The sequence below is a fragment of the Sphingopyxis sp. SCN 67-31 genome, from assembly GCF_001725095.1.
The window spans coordinates 35,987-50,762 of sequence record NZ_MEFH01000078.1; the positions used below are offsets into that span (position 1 = coordinate 35,987).

General features: G+C 68.7%; 13 protein-coding genes. 4 read left to right on the forward strand and 9 right to left on the reverse strand.

Annotation, left to right across the window (positions count from 1 at the left end; genetic code table 11):
- Positions 1-33 precede the first annotated feature (33 nt).
- The 8 genes from ABS88_RS16545 to ABS88_RS25055 form a co-directional block, all read right to left on the reverse strand.
- Positions 34-4,755 carry an NAD-glutamate dehydrogenase gene (locus ABS88_RS16545; protein ID WP_082737357.1) on the reverse strand — a complete coding sequence of 1,574 codons (4,722 nt, stop codon included), beginning with the start codon at positions 4,753-4,755 and terminating at the stop codon, positions 34-36.
- A 232-nt stretch (positions 4,756-4,987) separates the two neighbouring features.
- A complete protein-coding gene (locus tag ABS88_RS16550) occupies positions 4,988-6,346 on the reverse strand; it encodes a PAS domain-containing protein (RefSeq protein ID WP_067110978.1) in 1,359 nt (452 codons plus the stop codon).
- Between the two features lie 79 nt (positions 6,347-6,425).
- Positions 6,426-6,806 carry an OsmC family protein gene (locus tag ABS88_RS16555; protein WP_067110979.1) on the reverse strand — a complete coding sequence of 127 codons (381 nt, stop codon included), beginning with the start codon at positions 6,804-6,806 and terminating at the stop codon, positions 6,426-6,428.
- A 302-nt stretch (positions 6,807-7,108) separates the two neighbouring features.
- A complete protein-coding gene (locus ABS88_RS16560; protein ID WP_067186150.1) occupies positions 7,109-7,924 on the reverse strand; it encodes a ferredoxin--NADP reductase in 816 nt (271 codons plus the stop codon).
- Positions 7,921-8,379 (reverse strand): hypothetical protein, encoded by a 459-nt coding sequence (locus ABS88_RS16565; protein WP_148650925.1) that lies wholly within the window; start codon positions 8,377-8,379, stop codon positions 7,921-7,923. The genes ABS88_RS16560 and ABS88_RS16565 overlap by 4 nt, the downstream gene beginning before the upstream one ends.
- 586 nt (positions 8,380-8,965) lie before the next feature.
- Positions 8,966-9,736 carry an isocitrate lyase/PEP mutase family protein gene (locus tag ABS88_RS16570; protein WP_067186152.1) on the reverse strand — a complete coding sequence of 257 codons (771 nt, stop codon included), beginning with the start codon at positions 9,734-9,736 and terminating at the stop codon, positions 8,966-8,968.
- On the reverse strand, positions 9,733-10,767 hold the full coding sequence (gene ada, locus ABS88_RS16575) for a bifunctional DNA-binding transcriptional regulator/O6-methylguanine-DNA methyltransferase Ada (RefSeq protein ID WP_067112978.1): 1,035 nt from the start codon (positions 10,765-10,767) through the stop codon (positions 9,733-9,735). The genes ABS88_RS16570 and ada overlap by 4 nt, the downstream gene beginning before the upstream one ends.
- Entirely contained in the window at positions 10,764-10,949 is a 186-nt protein-coding gene (locus ABS88_RS25055; protein WP_067186154.1) for a DUF1203 domain-containing protein, read from the reverse strand. Before ABS88_RS25055 ends, ada begins: the two co-directional genes overlap by 4 nt.
- 99 nt (positions 10,950-11,048) lie before the next feature.
- Between ABS88_RS25055 and ABS88_RS16585 the strand changes: the two genes are divergently transcribed.
- From ABS88_RS16585 to ABS88_RS16595, 3 genes are read left to right on the forward strand one after another with little or no spacing between them, the layout of a single operon-like run.
- Positions 11,049-12,584 (forward strand): S1C family serine protease, encoded by a 1,536-nt coding sequence (locus tag ABS88_RS16585; protein ID WP_286750174.1) that lies wholly within the window; start codon positions 11,049-11,051, stop codon positions 12,582-12,584.
- A gap of 31 nt (positions 12,585-12,615) precedes the next feature.
- Positions 12,616-12,864 carry a type II toxin-antitoxin system Phd/YefM family antitoxin gene (locus ABS88_RS16590; RefSeq protein ID WP_067112971.1) on the forward strand — a complete coding sequence of 83 codons (249 nt, stop codon included), beginning with the start codon at positions 12,616-12,618 and terminating at the stop codon, positions 12,862-12,864.
- Complete coding sequence (locus tag ABS88_RS16595) at positions 12,851-13,138, forward strand: type II toxin-antitoxin system RelE family toxin (RefSeq protein WP_067186158.1); 288 nt, start codon at positions 12,851-12,853, stop codon at positions 13,136-13,138. The genes ABS88_RS16590 and ABS88_RS16595 overlap by 14 nt, the downstream gene beginning before the upstream one ends.
- Here ABS88_RS16595 and ABS88_RS16600 read toward each other — a convergent pair.
- The gene (locus ABS88_RS16600) at positions 13,135-13,824 is read right to left on the reverse strand and encodes a dienelactone hydrolase family protein (RefSeq protein ID WP_067186160.1); all 690 of its coding nucleotides are present in this window, start codon (positions 13,822-13,824) and stop codon (positions 13,135-13,137) included. The genes ABS88_RS16595 and ABS88_RS16600 overlap by 4 nt on opposite strands.
- A 267-nt stretch (positions 13,825-14,091) precedes the next feature.
- On the opposite strand from ABS88_RS16600, the gene ABS88_RS16605 reads away from it, so the two are divergent.
- A complete protein-coding gene (locus ABS88_RS16605; RefSeq protein ID WP_067186162.1) occupies positions 14,092-14,658 on the forward strand; it encodes a F0F1 ATP synthase subunit delta in 567 nt (188 codons plus the stop codon).
- Positions 14,659-14,776: the final 118 nt, after the last annotated feature.

A 14,776-nucleotide genomic window follows, 5' to 3' on the forward strand; every position in this document is an offset into this window, starting at 1 on the left:
CGCTCGCAATGACGACGCGGGCCTGTCATCGACCTATCGCCCCAACAATCCGCGCGCCTGCCCGGCGATGTGCGAGAGCATGGCGCCGTTCGGGCTGGGAATCGTCCGCGCACGGTCGACGACGCTGCGGAACTGCGCGACGCGCGCCGCATGCTCGGCGAGCCATTTCGTCACCGCCGCGTCGAGATCGCCCTTCGGCAGCCCGGCGAGGAAGCCGAGGCGCATCTGCTGGAAATCGCGCGCGAGGCTGTTGACAAGCAGCCGCTCCCACGGATCGGCGGGGCTCATGTGCGCGGCGAGCGTCTGCGCCCAGTCGAGCCCCAGCGCCTCGCCCAGATGGGTAAAGGCGGTCGTCACCCCGACCTCGTCGTCGCCGCGCCGTTCGGCGAGGTCGACGATGCCGATCGCGCCGTCGGTCTTGAACAGGCGCACCACCGCGGCAGTCAGCGCCTCGGGCGCGCCGGCATCAAGCAACTGCTTGCTGAGCATGTCCCACTGGCGCCGGACCGATTCGCTGAGCAGCGTGTCGACCGTCATCGTCAGCCGGTCGACGCCGGGCTCCAGGCGCGCGACCACCGGTCCCGGCTGGGTGAGCGTCGGGCTGATCCGCAGCAGGTCCGCCATCTGCGAGGTCATCGCCGACGCAGCTTGGCTGAACAGCGACAGGCGGATCGATTCGTCGATCTTCGCAGTGTCGAGCGACGCCCAGATCTCGCGCACGTCGAGCAGACGCTCGACCGCGACGAAGGCCGCCGCGATGTCGCCGAGCGAGCGTCCCTCCTCCTCGACCAGTTCGAAGGGATGAACGACGCCCATGCGGTTGACGATGCGGTTGGCGAGCTTGGTCGCGATGATCTCACGCCGCAGCTGGTGCTCGGCGATCGCCTTGCCGAAATCGCGCTGCATCTCGGCCGGGAAGGCCGCCGCGAGATCGCCCGCTAGCGCCGGATCGTCGGGCAGGTCGCTCGCCTCAATCGCGTCCTGAAGCGCGAGCTTCGCGGTCGAGATCAGGATCGCGAGTTCGGGCCGGGTCAGCCCGCGCCCTTCCTGCGCGCGGCGAAGCAGTTCGTCGTTCGCGGCGAGCCCTTCGACCTTGCGGTCGAGCCGCCCCGACGCCTCGAACGTCTCCATGATTCGCACCAGCGACGGCACCGCGCCGGCACCGCCCTTTTCGGCGATCGACAGCGCAAGCGCCTGGAGCCGGTTGTCCTCGAGCACCAGCGCTGCGACATCGTCGGTCATGCGGACGAGCAGCGCGTCGCGATCGGCCTGCGCCAGCCGGCCCTCGGCCATCTCGCGGTTGAGCGCGATCTTGATGTTGACCTCGTTGTCCGAGCAGTCGACGCCGGCGCTGTTGTCCACGAAGTCGGCGTTGATCCGCCCGCCCCGCATCGCGAAGGCGATGCGCGCCGCCTGTGTCACGCCTAGGTTGGCGCCCTCGCCGACGACGCGGACGCGCAGGTCCTCCGCATCGACGCGCAGCGCATCGTTGGCGGGGTCGCCGACCTCGGCATTGTTCTGGCTCGCCGCCTTCAGATAGGTGCCGATGCCGCCGAACCACAGCAGGTCGACCGGCGCCTTGAGGATCGCGGAGATCAGCGCCGTCGGTTCGATCTCCGACACCGACAGGCCGAGCGCCGCCTGCACCTCGGGGGTCAGCGCGATGCTCTTCTGGCTGCGCGGGAAGACGCCGCCGCCCTTCGAGATCAGCTTGCGGTCATAATCGTCCCAACTCGACCGCGGCAGCCTGAACAGCCGCTCGCGCTCCTTCCAGCTTTTGGTCGGATCGGGATCGGGGTCGAGGAAGATGTGGCGATGGTCGAAGGCGGCGACCAGCTTGATCGCCTTCGACAGCAGCATGCCGTTGCCGAACACGTCGCCCGACATGTCGCCGCAGCCGACGACGCGCACCGTGTCGGTCTGCACATCAACGCCCATCTCGGCGAAATGGCGCTGGACCGAGACCCAGGCGCCGCGCGCGGTGATGCCCATGCCCTTGTGGTCATAGCCATGCGACCCGCCGCTCGCGAACGCGTCGCCCAACCAGAAGTCGCGCTCCATCGCCAGCGCATTGGCGACGTCGGAGAAGGTCGCGGTGCCCTTGTCGGCGGCGACGACGAAATAAGGGTCCTCGCCGTCGCGGATCACCACGTCCTTCGGATGCACGACCTTGCCGCCCACGAGATTGTCGGTGATCGACAGCAGCGAACGGATGAAGATGCGATAGCATTCCTTGCCTTCGGCGAACCAGGCATCGCGGTCCTCCGCCGGGTTGGGCAGCGCCTTCGGATAGAAGCCGCCCTTCGCGCCGGTCGGCACGATCACGGCGTTCTTGACGCGCTGCGCCTTCATCAGGCCGAGAATCTCGGTGCGGAAGTCGTCGCGCCGGTCGGACCAGCGCAGCCCGCCGCGCGCGACCGGGCCGGCGCGCAGATGGACGCCCTCGACGCGGGGGCTGTATACCCACACCTCGCGCCACGGCAGCGGCTTGGGCAGGCCGGGAACCTGCGCGCTGTCGATCTTGAACGCCAGCGCCTCGGCCGCCGCGGGGGCGAAGGCGTTGGTGCGCAGCGTCGCGCCGATCACCGCGTGGAACAGCCGCAGGATGCGGTCGTCGTCAATCGACTTGATGCCCGCGAAGCCCGCCCTGATCTGCGCATCGAGCGCCTCGGCGCGCGCCGCGTCGCGGCTCTTCGGATCGTGGAGCGCGCAGAACCGTTCGATCAGCGCCGCGGTCAGCGCGGGCGCGTGGCGCAGCGCCGCGACGACGGTGTCCATGCCATAGCTCGACCCGCCCTGGCGCAGATAGCGGAACCAGGCGCGCAGCCAGACGATCGCCTGCGGTTCGGTCTGCGTGACCAGCACCAGTTCGTTGAACGCGTCATTCTCCGCCCGGCCGTCGAGCACCGCGGCGATCGCGCCCTCGATCGTCTCGACATGCGGCAGCAACGCCAGTTCGTCGACATTGGCGGGAAGGCGCAGCGTGAAATCGTGGATGAAGGTCGGCTCGCCTTCCCCCTCCTCGTCGCCGCCCGAGCGGACGTGCAGTTCGGTCGGCAGTTCCTCGAGCACCTCGAAGCCGAAATGCTCGAGCGCCGGCACGACGTCGGACAGCGCCAGCGGGCCGGCGGCGCTATAGACCTTGAGCCGCAGGCGGTCGTCGCCGTCGAGGCTCTTCCTCGCGAGGCGGACGCTGCGCGGCCGGTCGGCATCGAGGTCGCGCAGGCGCAGGATATCGCGCGCCGCCTCTTCGGGGTCATAGAGGTTGCGGTAATTGGGCGGGAACAGCGGGGCGAAGCGCGCCGCGAGCGCCGCCGCGCGCCCGGCGTCGCCGTGCCGCGCGAGCGCCGCCTCGACCTCCGGCTGCCAGCCGCGCACCATCTGTTCGAGCTGGGCGTTGAGCGCCGCCGCATCGGGCACGACGCCGTCGCCGCGCAGGTCGAGCGTGTAGCGGAGCAGCGCCGCGCCGCCGTCTTCGAGCACCATCGTCCAGCCGATCACGCCGGCCTTCGCTTCGCGCGCGAGCAGCGATTCGACCGCGAGACGGCGGCCCGTCGACACCTCGTCGCGGGGCAGCCAGACGAAAGCGAACAGGTGGCGGCCGAGCGCGCTCTGCACCATCACGATCTTCGGGCGCGGCCTATCGGTGATCGACATCGAAGTGAGCACCAGTTCCTCGAGCGCGGAGCCGTCGAACGCGATCAGCAGGTCGTGCGGCAACGCGGTCAGCGCATGCGCGAGCGCCTTGCCGGCGTGCCCTGCGGGATCGAAGCCGAATTTCGTCATCAGCGCGTCGAGTTGCGCGCGCAGCATCGGCACCTTGGCGGGCGGGGTCGACAGCGCCTGGCTGGTCCACAGGCCGGCGTGGATCGACAGCCGCTCCGCCTTCTTGCCCTTATATTCGGGGACGATGACCAGATCGAGCAGCACGCGGCGATGCACTGACGACAGCCGGTTCGACTTGATCAGCAGCGGCGCATGGCCGGTGCCCGCCTTCGCCTTCGCATCGAACCACTGGAAGGCCGCGGCGAGCGCGTTGGCCGACACGAGCTGCGAACTGCCGCTTGCCGAAATGCCGAGCGGATCGTGGACCGCGCCGTCGCGCGTGCGCCATTCGTGGCCGAGCTGCGTCATCGCGCCGCCCTCGAACCAGCGCAGCAGTTCGGCGCCCTCGCCGTCGGCGCGCATCGCGGCATCGGCGAGCATCGCGGCGCGCATCGCCTTCCAGTCGGCGACTGCGGCACGCACGTCGGCGAGCGCCGCTTCGAGCCCGTCGATCAGGCGCCGGCGCGCGCGTGCGTCGCCGCGCTCCAGCTCCATGTAGATGACCGATTCGCGCGTCGCGCCCGCCTTGCCCGAATCGACCCCGGTCAGCTTGCCTTTCGCATCGCGGTCGACCGAGACGACGGGGTGGAGGATACGGTGGATGACCAGCCCCTGCGCCCCAACGATCTGCGAGGTCGAATCGACGAGGAAGGGCATGTCGTCGTTGACGACCGCGAGGCGCATCCGCCGGTCGATTCCGTCGGTCGCGATCGGTTCGATCAGCAGCGACGGCTTGCCGGGCGCGCGTTCGAGCGAGGCCCGCGCGACGAACTCGCCCGCCGCGGCAAGTGCCTTGGCGTCAAGGTCGTCCCCTTCGCCGGGGAGGGCGCTGCCGTGCAGCGCGGCTTGATAGGCTTTGGAAATTTTTGCAGGCGCCTGCGCCGCCGGCGCAATAGAGGCTTCCGGCGCTTCGGTATCGGTAAGAGGCATGATGGTGTCGTATCCCCGAGCCAAGGTTGGCAGGCCTCGCCGGGAACCGGCCGGTCCGCTCGATCCGATCCCTATGCGCCTCCGGCGCGCGCGGCTCAAGCCCTCCCCCGCCCTAGCGTAAAATAATTTCAAGCTTCGGTTTGTCTGTTACGCGAGGCGCGGTCGGCCAGCCTCCCGCACCCCCGTCAAATCCCAGCTTTCATCGAAGTTTCGCCGGCGGACGGAGCGGGCGTCAGGCGGCCGGAGCGATGGCGATCGCCTTCTTCGCAAGCCGCGCAACCAACGCCGGATCGTCGGCCGCCTTGGCGACGACGCCGATATGGCCGCCGGGCATCGTCCGCGCGATCAGCACGACGAACTCGGCATCGCCCGCATCATGCTCTAGCAGCACCGCGGGCGGCGCGGCGCGCAGCGCTTCGAGCCGCGCACCGCCGGCATCCGCCGTCTCGCGGCGCGGGCGGCGGCTGGCGCGCGCATCCTTGACCAGTCCCTTGAGCCCGCCCGGATAGCGGTCGAGATAGGCGGCAAGCGCGCCCCGCCCGACGCCCTCCTCGCGCGCATGTCCCAGCACACAGGCATATTCAGCGAGCCGCGTCTTGTCGTAGCCGGCGCCGAAGACGAGCTTGACCACCGGCGTCATCGGCGCGCGCAGCTGGGCCCGGATTCCGGCATCCTCGATCAGCGCGGCAAAAGCCTGCGGCTGCGTCTCGGCGGCCAGCGCGAAATCCCAGGCGCGCTCGACCGCCGCATAGAGCGCGTGGCGGCTGCGGCTGTCGGCGCTCTGCGCGCGCTCCGCGGTTTCGCGGGCAAGCGCCAGCCAATCGGCGAGTTCCGCCGTCTCGTCGAGCGCGGCGGGCGCGCTTTCGTCCGCGTCCCCAGCGCCGTCGAGCGTCAGCGGGCGGCGCGCACGAACGCTGGCGGCGGCATCGGGCGCCAGCGCCGCGAAGCCCGGCTCGGCCGCGTCGTCCATATGGCCCGAATCGGGACCGTCGGCCCAGACCGGCACCGGCGCGGTGAGCGGCGGCGCGCTGCGCAGCGCCTGTTCGACCGACAATTGCAGTTCCTCCGCCTGGTCGGCGGGCGCCGCTTCCTTCCAGTTGATCACGCCGAGGATGAAATCGATCGTGTCGTCGTCGGACGAGAAAGGCAGCAGGATGCCGCGATACATGATGGTGATGCCGCGGTCGTTGATGAACTCGGCCTCAAAGCCGATCGGGGCGCGGTTGGCGATGATCTGGAGATAATGGTCGGTCAGCCGCGACAGCAGCGACCGGCCGGGGATCTGGCTGATATACTGGACGTCCTCGTCGATTTCGGATTCGGCGCGCAGCCGCTCGCCCAGAAAGGCGACCGCCGGATTCTCGATTCCGGCAGTGAAATCGAGCAGCACCGCATGCGGCCCGAAATCGCCGACATTGTCGAGGTCGAGGTCCTCGGCCGACGGATAGGAACGGTCGCCGAGCAGCGAGGCCCAGTGGTTATAGGCCCGGACCTGCATCCGCCGCTCGTCGACCCCGACGGCCGGCGGCGCGTCGATGGCGCCGTCGTCCTGGTCATGGCTGCCCGAAAGCAGGCCGCGCATGCTGTCCATCATCTGTCCCCAGTCGCAATCATCGGCGGATTCATGCACCGGGACTGGTAAAAGCGGCGTAAACGATGCGCCGACGCCGTCAGGCGAGGCTGGTGTCGATCGGCAGGCCGGCCTTCAGCGTCAGCGTCACCGGCGTGCGCTCGGCAATGTCGGCGAGCCGCGCCTGCTGGTCGGCATCGAGGCCGACGATCGCCAGCCGGCGGTCGATGCGCCGTTCCTCCTGGCCGTGGAGGCGCAGCGAAACCTCGACCGATTCGAGCGGCCAGCCCTTACGGTCGGCGTACATGCGCAGCGTGATCGCGGTGCAGGCGCCGAGGCTGGCGAGCAACAGGTCATAGGGCGCGAAGCCCGCCCCCTGCCCGCCCAGCGCCGGCGGCTCGTCGGCGACAAGCGCGCGGCCGCCCACCTCTATCGCGGTGCGATAGCGGTCTCTGCCGATGCGTGCGATGCCCTGCGCCATGCGAGTCTCCCTGTCCGGTGAGCCCTCATGCTATCAGCCGGGTGTGGCCCCGATCAATGCGCAGCGTCCGGCCGAATACCGCCTTTCGCCGCCCGATCTCCCCCTCCCGCAAGCGGGAGGGGTCGGGGGTGGGCGACAACGCCGCAACGGCTCACCCCGCTGCGACAGAGCGGCGCACGCCAATCAATCACTTCCCTTTCCGTTCGTGTCGAGCAAAGTCGAGACACGAACGGAAGGATGCGGGAATATGGAGCGCCCACCGCTTCAGCGGCCGCGACGCCCGATGATTCCCCGAAAAGCCCCTATCCGACGAAAGCGCGCTCGATCACGAAATCGCCCGGCGCCGCGTTCGACCCTTCCCGGAATCCCAGCGCCTCGAAGCGCGCCTGGAGGTCGCGGATCATCGCCATGCTGCCGCACATCATGATGCGGTCGGTCGCCGGATCGAAATGCGGCGCGCCAGTCAGCGGATGGCCAAACAGGCGGCCGCTGTCGATCAGCGCGCCGATCCGCCCGGTCGACCGGAACGCCTCGCGCGTCACGGTGGGCAGATAGTGGAACTGCAGCAGCGCCTGGTCCTGCACCAGCGGGTCGCCGGCAAGCTGGCTCTCCAGTTCCTCGCGGAAGGCGAGGTCGCTGACCTGCCGCGCGCAATGGACGAGCAGTATTTCGTTGAAGCGTTCGTAGATGTCGGGGTCGCGCGCGAGGCTGAGGAAAGGCGCGAGGCCGGTGCCCGTCGACAGCAGGAACAGCCGCCGCCCCGGCAGCAGCGCGTCGGCGACCAGCGTCCCCGTCGGCTTGCGGCCGAGATAGAGCGGATCGCCCGGCGCGATCGCCTGAAGGCGCGAGGTGAGTGGCCCGTCGGGTACCTTGATCGACAGGAACTCGAGCTCGTCGGCATAGGCGGGGCTGGCGATCGAATAGGCGCGCAGCAGCGGCCGCCCCTCGCCCGGCAGGCCGAGCAGCACGAATTCGCCCGACCGGAAGCGGAAGCTCGGCGGGCGGGTGATCGAGAAGCTGAACAGATGATCGTTCCAGTGCCGCACGCGCAGCACCTCCTCCACGGTCAGCGAGGCGGAAGGCGCGAGTTTCGCGGCGGCGGCGATGCGATCGCTCATGTCGATGGTCCTGACAGGCTGGGAGAGGGCGTGGTGAGGTGCGAAAGGTCGAATCCGGCTGCTGCGAGTTGCGAGGCGGCGGCGTCGATCGCCGCGAGCGCGGGCGCAACGCTCGCCTCGTCGACCAGCAGGCCGAGCGTCGCGCGCGCCGTGTCCGTCCCGCCTGACGCCGCGTCGCTCCACAGGCGGAGCAGGATCGCCTCGACCTCGCCAATGCGCGCGCAGCCCATCGGCGCGAACGCCAGCCGGGTGCGCGAGCCGCTGACGAGCAGCGCGAAGGCGACGTGGACATCGGGCAGCGCGGCGAGCGCGCCGACGCCCGCGAAGCCGCGGTGCAGCGCGCGCGCCGGGCAGCATCCGCGCTCGATCGCCAGCGCCCACCCGCGCATCGCCCACAGCAGAAGGCGCCCGCCGTTGCAGAGGCTCTCCACGGGACGATCGACAAGCGCGTACATCTGTTCCTCCTGCGGCCGGGCGCAGGCCGGCGGTCGCGGATCGCCATACATACTATTGAGAGTCATTTGCAATTACAGATTGACCCGTCGCGCGATAATTGCGGCCGAACCGTCCATTGAAGCGCGATGCCATCGGTCGGACTCATTGCGAGCCCGGATCAGGTCTGGGTTTGCAATGACGAAGAGGGTCAATCCAGAGCCATCAGGCCTAGCATTCGGGTTCGCGTTCCGCGCTGCCTCCGGCCCGCGTCAAAAGGCCTTTCTCACATTATCGCGGCGTGCCAGCTTCAGCGCATGACCTTCGTCATTTCGTGAATGCAGGCGACTCCCCTCCCGCCAGCGGGAGGGGCAGCGAGGCTTGCGAACTTGTTCGCTAGCCGCAGCGGGGTGGGCCTCCGCACCACCGCTGCTCTCCTTCGACCTCTCCCACATGCAGGAGGGGAAGTCGGAAGGACGCAGCGTGACCTTCATATACTTTGGAATAATATTGCGCGCTTCCCGAAGTCCCTGTCCCGCGAAGGCGGGAACCCGGAGCGTCGGGACGCCAACGCCGGCCCTTCATCATCCACCCGCCTCAATGGGAATCCTAATAGGCAGGCTCACCACCGCCCAGCACCGTTTCCGCCTGCGCGGTCAGCCAGGCCATCGCCGCGGCCCAGGGTTGATGACCGTGGCTGATCCGCGCCACGCCGAGCGCCGCCAGTTCGGCATGCGTCGGCCCGACGGACGAGCGGAGGATGTTGACCGGCAGCGGCGAAGCTTCGCAGATTGCACCGATGCACCCCGCGTCGGCGAGGAAGGGCACGAACAGCGACCCGGCGCCCGCGTCGGAATAGGCGCGCGCGCGTTCTAGCGTTGCGGCGACGAGCGCAGCGCCGTCCTTCCCGGCATCCCACCCGCGAAACACATCGCAGCGCGCGTTGACGAAAAGGCCGGTATCGGCGGCGGCGCGATAGCGTGCCTGCGCCGCTGCGATCGGCAGCAGTTCCGACGCGCCGGGCAGTCGATCCTCGATATTGACCCCTGCGGCGCCCGCCTCCCGCGCCCGGCTTATCGAGGCGCCGACCGCCGCCGGGTCGGCGCCGTAGCCCGATTCCATGTCGATCGTCACCGGGAGGTCGGTGACGTCGAGGATGCGGCGCAGATTTTCGAGGGCGTCATCGAGCGGAAAATCCTCTCCGTCGGCGCGGCCCTGCGCGCCCGCGACGCCATAGCTGCCCGTCGCGATCGCACGGGCGCCCGCCGCCGCGACCGCCTTCGCGCTGCCCGCATCCCAGATGTTGACGAGGATCAGCGGGTCGCCGGGAACGTGCAGCGCCCGGAATGCGGCGATCGCGCTCGATGATGTTGGAGTCATGGGATTTCCCTTTTCAGAAGTTCGCGCTTGATCGGCAGGCCATAGGCATAGCCGCCGAGCGAGCCGTCGCTGCGCACCACCCGGTGGCACGGGATCAGCACCGCAACATTGTTGGCGCCGTTGGCGCTTCCCGCCGCGCGCACCGCCTTCGGCTTGCCGACTGCGGCGGCGATGTCGGCATAGCTGCGCGTCTCGCCTGCCGGAATCTTTCGAAGCTCGCGCCACACCGCTTCCTGAAAGGCAGTGCCCTTCACGTCGATCGGGATATGGTCGAAGCCGGCCGCCGGCGTCTCGACCGCTTCGATCACCTGCGTCAGCAGCGCCGCGAAGGCCGCGTCGCCCTCGACGAGCGTCGCGGCGGGGAAGCGCTCCTCCAGCGCCTCACGTCCCTCGGCGAAGGACAGGCGGCACACGCCCTTCCCGGTCGCCGCGACGAGCATGTCGCCGAGACTGGTCGGCACCACCGCCCAGTGAATCGTCACGCCCTTGCCGCCGTTTACCCACGCCGAAGCCGTCATTCCCATGCGTCCCTCCATATTGTCATAGAATCGCGATGGCCCCGAAAAGCCGGCGTCGTAGATTGCGTCGGTCACCCGCGCGCCCTCGCTCAGCGCCGTCCGCGCGCGCTCCTCGCGCAGCGCGCGGGCATAGGCGGCGGGCGACAGGCCGGTGTGGCGGGTGAAGACGCGCTGGAAATGCGTCGGCGAATAGCCGGTGCGCGCGGCGAGATCGGCGAGCGCAAGCGGCTCCTCGCTGCCCTTGATCGCCGCGATCGCGGCAATCACCGCGCCCTCGTCGCGCGCAACGTCGTCGGGCAGGCAGCGCTTGCAGGGACGCAGCCCCGCCGCGCGCGCCGCCGCGCCATCGGCGAAGAAGCGGACGTTGGCGCGTGCCGGGTGCCGCGCTGCGCAACTCGGCCGGCAATAGATGCCCGTCGTCAGTACCCCGGTGACAAAGCGCCCGTCGAGTGCCCGGTCGCGGCGCTGCACCGCGGCCCAGCATTCGTCGTCGGTCATGGTCCCGGCGCTCATGTCGCGTCCCTTTCGATCCGCGCGGCGAAACAGCCGTATGCGGCATTATGCGCGTCGATATAGGCGGTCGCGTCGTCGGCGAACAGGGCGCGCAGTTCGTCGCACACCGGCAGCGGCGCATCGCGACAGGGAACCGCCAGCATCCCGGCGCGAGAAGAAATGGCATAGGTTATGAGGGTCATGGACCGTCCTCTCTTCGTGTCGCACCCGTCTGCCATGTGCCGCCGCGGCGCGCGTCCCGATGCTTGCGTTCAAAGCGCGTCTCACTAATCTGCCGCGCCATGACCCGCCTTCTCCCCCTGCTGCTCGCCTTTTTCGCCATCGTCCTGCCCGCGCGGGCCGCCGACGATATCAGCGCCGCCTCGCGCAGCGTCGTGCGCGTCGTCACCGTCGCGATGATGGAGGGCGAGGTGGTCGGCTTCGGCCACGGCAGCGGCATCGCGATCACCCCGACGCGCATCCTGACCAACGCGCATGTCGTCGAATCGGCGGTCCGCTATCCGAACAATGTCGCGCTCGGCGTCGTCCCGTCGGAGGGGCAGAAAAGCTATCCCGCCAGGCTGATCGCGATCGACACCGCGCGCGACCTCGCGCTGATCGAGATGGGCGAGGGCCGGCTGCCCGCCGCCGCCATCTATACCGGGCCGCTCGAATCGGGGACCGACGTCGTCGCGCTCGGCTATCCGGGCAACGTCGACCTCGCGACCGCGCGCAGCGCCGCCGACTATATTACCCCGCGCACGCCCGTACGCAGCGAAGGCAACATGTCGAACGTTCAGGCGGTCGACGGCATCGCGACGCTCGTCCACACCGCCAAGATCTCGCGCGGCAATTCGGGCGGCCCGCTCGTCGACGCCTGCGGGCGCGTCGTCGGGATCAACACCTTCATCACCCGCGCCGACGACGGCGATTCGCCCTTCGCCTTCGCCATCTCGGTGCGCGAGATCGCGCGCTTCCTCGCCGACGCCGGACAGCAATATACGAGCGTCGGCACCGCCTGCCTGTCGATGGCGGAGGCGACCGCGCGCGACCGGGCGGCGCTCGACGCCGAAACCCGCGCGGCGGCCGAGGCCGAGGCCGCGAAGACGGCGGCGGCGCGGCTCGACCGCGAACTGAAACAGGCGCGCGCCGAAGAAGCGGCGCTGGCGTCGCGCGAGAACCGCATCGCGCTGGCCGGGGTCCTGTTCGTCATCGGCGCGCTCGCCGCCGGAGCCGGGCTGCTCTTCTACAGCCAGAAGGCGATGCGCAACGCGAAGATCGCCGGCGGCGCGGGCGCGGTGCTGATGATCGGCGCCGCGATCCTGTTCGTGACGCGCCCCGACGCGCATGCCGAAATTGCTGGAGAAACGGAACAGGCGCCGGCGCCCGATGTCGCGCCGAAGCTGGCGCAGGGGAACTTCCTCTGCACGATCCAGCCCGACCGCAGCCGCATCACCGTATCGTCGACCATCGACGTGCCGGTCGAGATCGGCGGGGACGGCTGCATCAACCGGCGGACCCAATATGCGCAGGGCACCGACGGCCGCTGGCAGCGCATCCTCGTCCCGAACGAGGAGGCGACGGTGACGATCGCCTCGATCGACGACGGCGCCCACGAATATCGCGTCGAACGCTATCTGCTCGACGCCGAGACGATGGCGAAGGCGCGCGCGCTCCGCGCCGCGGCGGAGATCAAGGGCTGCGCCGCCGACCCGCAGGCGCTCGCCGCCTTCGCGACCCAGCAGGACGCGATCAAGGGCGCGCTGCCGCCGACGCCGAACGAGCGGCTCGTCTATCGCTGCCAGAAGGTCGCCGGTTCGGCGGCGGCCACACCTTGACGTGACCTGTTAAAAGACCTATTAACAGGTCATGGGAAAGCCGCTTCTCGCCGACTTCGGCATCAGCATCTCGGAACTCAAGAAGAATCCGTCCGCCGCCATCCGCGCCGCCGATGGCGCCCCCGTCGCGATCCTCAACCGCAACACGCCCGAAGCCTATCTGGTCCCCGCCGACGCGTGGGAAGCGATCCTCGATGCGCTCGACGACATCGAACTGGCGCGGATCGTCAGGGAGCGTCAGGGGCAGGAACGGATAAGGGTCAGCATTGACGACCTATAATCTCGATTTCTTCAAAGACGCCAAGAAGGAATGGGATCGGCTGGACAAGAGTGTCCGCGCCCAGTTTCGCAAAAAGCTGACCCAGCGGCTGGCAAATCCGCACATCCCATCCGCTCGCCTGTCCGGCATGGCCAATTGTTACAAGATCAAGCTGCGTTCGGCTGGATACCGGCTGATCTATCAAGTCGAGGATGAAACGATCACGGTGGTTGTCGTCGCCATCGGTAAGCGCGAACGGAACGAGGCCTATGAGGAGGCGAAGCGGCGGCTTTAGCCCCCGCACGCCCTGAACAGCATCAGCGTCCGCTCGCGCGCAAGCTCCGCGCTCGGTTCGTGATAATCCTTGCGGCGGTCGCTGTTGAAACCGTGTCCGGCCTCATAGACGAAGATCTGCGCAGTCGGATGCTCGCGAGTGATCAGCGCCTCCACGCCCTCCATCGGAATCCCCGCATCAAAGCGGCCGAAATGGGCGATGGCCGCGCATTGCGGCGCCTGGTCGGCGAACTGCGTCGGGACGAGGCTGCCGTAATAGCAGGAAGCCGCGGCGAGGTCGGGGCTGGTCTGCGCCATCCGCCACGCGACCGAGCCGCCATAACAATAGCCGGTTATGAAGACCGGACCCCCGGAACCATTGGCGCCCTTCAGCGCGTCGATGCAGGTCTGCGCGTCCTTCAGGCTCTGCTCGAACGGGTGGAGCTGTCGCGCCAGTTCGACCGCGCGTTCGAACTGCGGTCCAGAATAGTCGCTCTCGAACCCCGGATGCTCGCGGTCGAACAGCGCGGGCGCCAGCACCTCATAGCCGTCGGCGGCATATTCGTCACACAGCTCGCGGATATGGTCGGTGACGCCGAATATCTCCTGGATCAGGACGAGCCCGCCCCGGCGCTCGCCTTCGGGCTGCGCGTGATAGACGGCGATCTCGGCGCCATCGTCCATCGTCATGCGGATCATCTCGCCCATACACTTCCCTCTCTTCCGTTCGTCCCCGGACCTGATCCGGGGTTGTCGAAGGGCCGTTCTTCCTTGACCGGTGTTTGAAGAAAGAACGGCACTTCGACAAGCTCGGTGCGAACGGACGTAGCAGGGTGCTCGATTCCCCCCACCCTCGCCTTGCATTGCAGCAAAATCGTTGCTACGCGCGCCGCGACTTTGCAGCGGGGGCATTTTCGGATGCCGGAAACCCGCGCAGCCATCCCCCTCGGGATCGTTAAAGAAGGACTTTCGCGCGTGGAGAATTCCGGCGGCATTCAGGGCAACATCACGGCGGGCCTCGCGGGCCGCTATGCCAGCGCGCTGTTCGATCTGGCGCGCGAATCGGACGCCATCGACAGCGTCCGTCAGAGCCTGGCGACCCTCAAGGCCGGGCTCGCCGAATCGGCGGACCTCGCCGCGCTGACCCAGAGCCCGGTCGTCGGCCGCGCCGACGCCGCGAAGGCGGTCGCGGCGGTCGCGAAATCGCTGGGGCTGGATTCGCTGACCACCAAATTCCTGGGCGTGCTCGCCGAGAATCGTCGCCTCGCTGATCTGGGCGGGATGATCGACGCGTTCGACGCCATCGTCTCCGCGCATCGCGGCGAAGTGACCGCGAAGGTGACGAGCGCGCATCCGCTCAGCGCCGAGCAACTCAAGGCGCTCGCCGCCAACCTCAAGACCCGTGTCGGCCGCGACGTTCAGATCGCGACGACCGTCGACCCCGCCATCCTCGGCGGCCTCGTCGTCCAGCTGGGCAGCCAGCTGATCGACGGCAGCATCCGTACCCGTCTCAACAGTTTCGCCCAGGCGATGAAGGGCTGAAAGCCCGTACGCCAAATGCCCCGATGAAAGGCTGAATAATGGAAATCCGCGCCGCTGAAATCAGCAAGGTCATCAAGGACCAGATCGCCAATTTCGGGACCGACGCCACGGTCAGCGA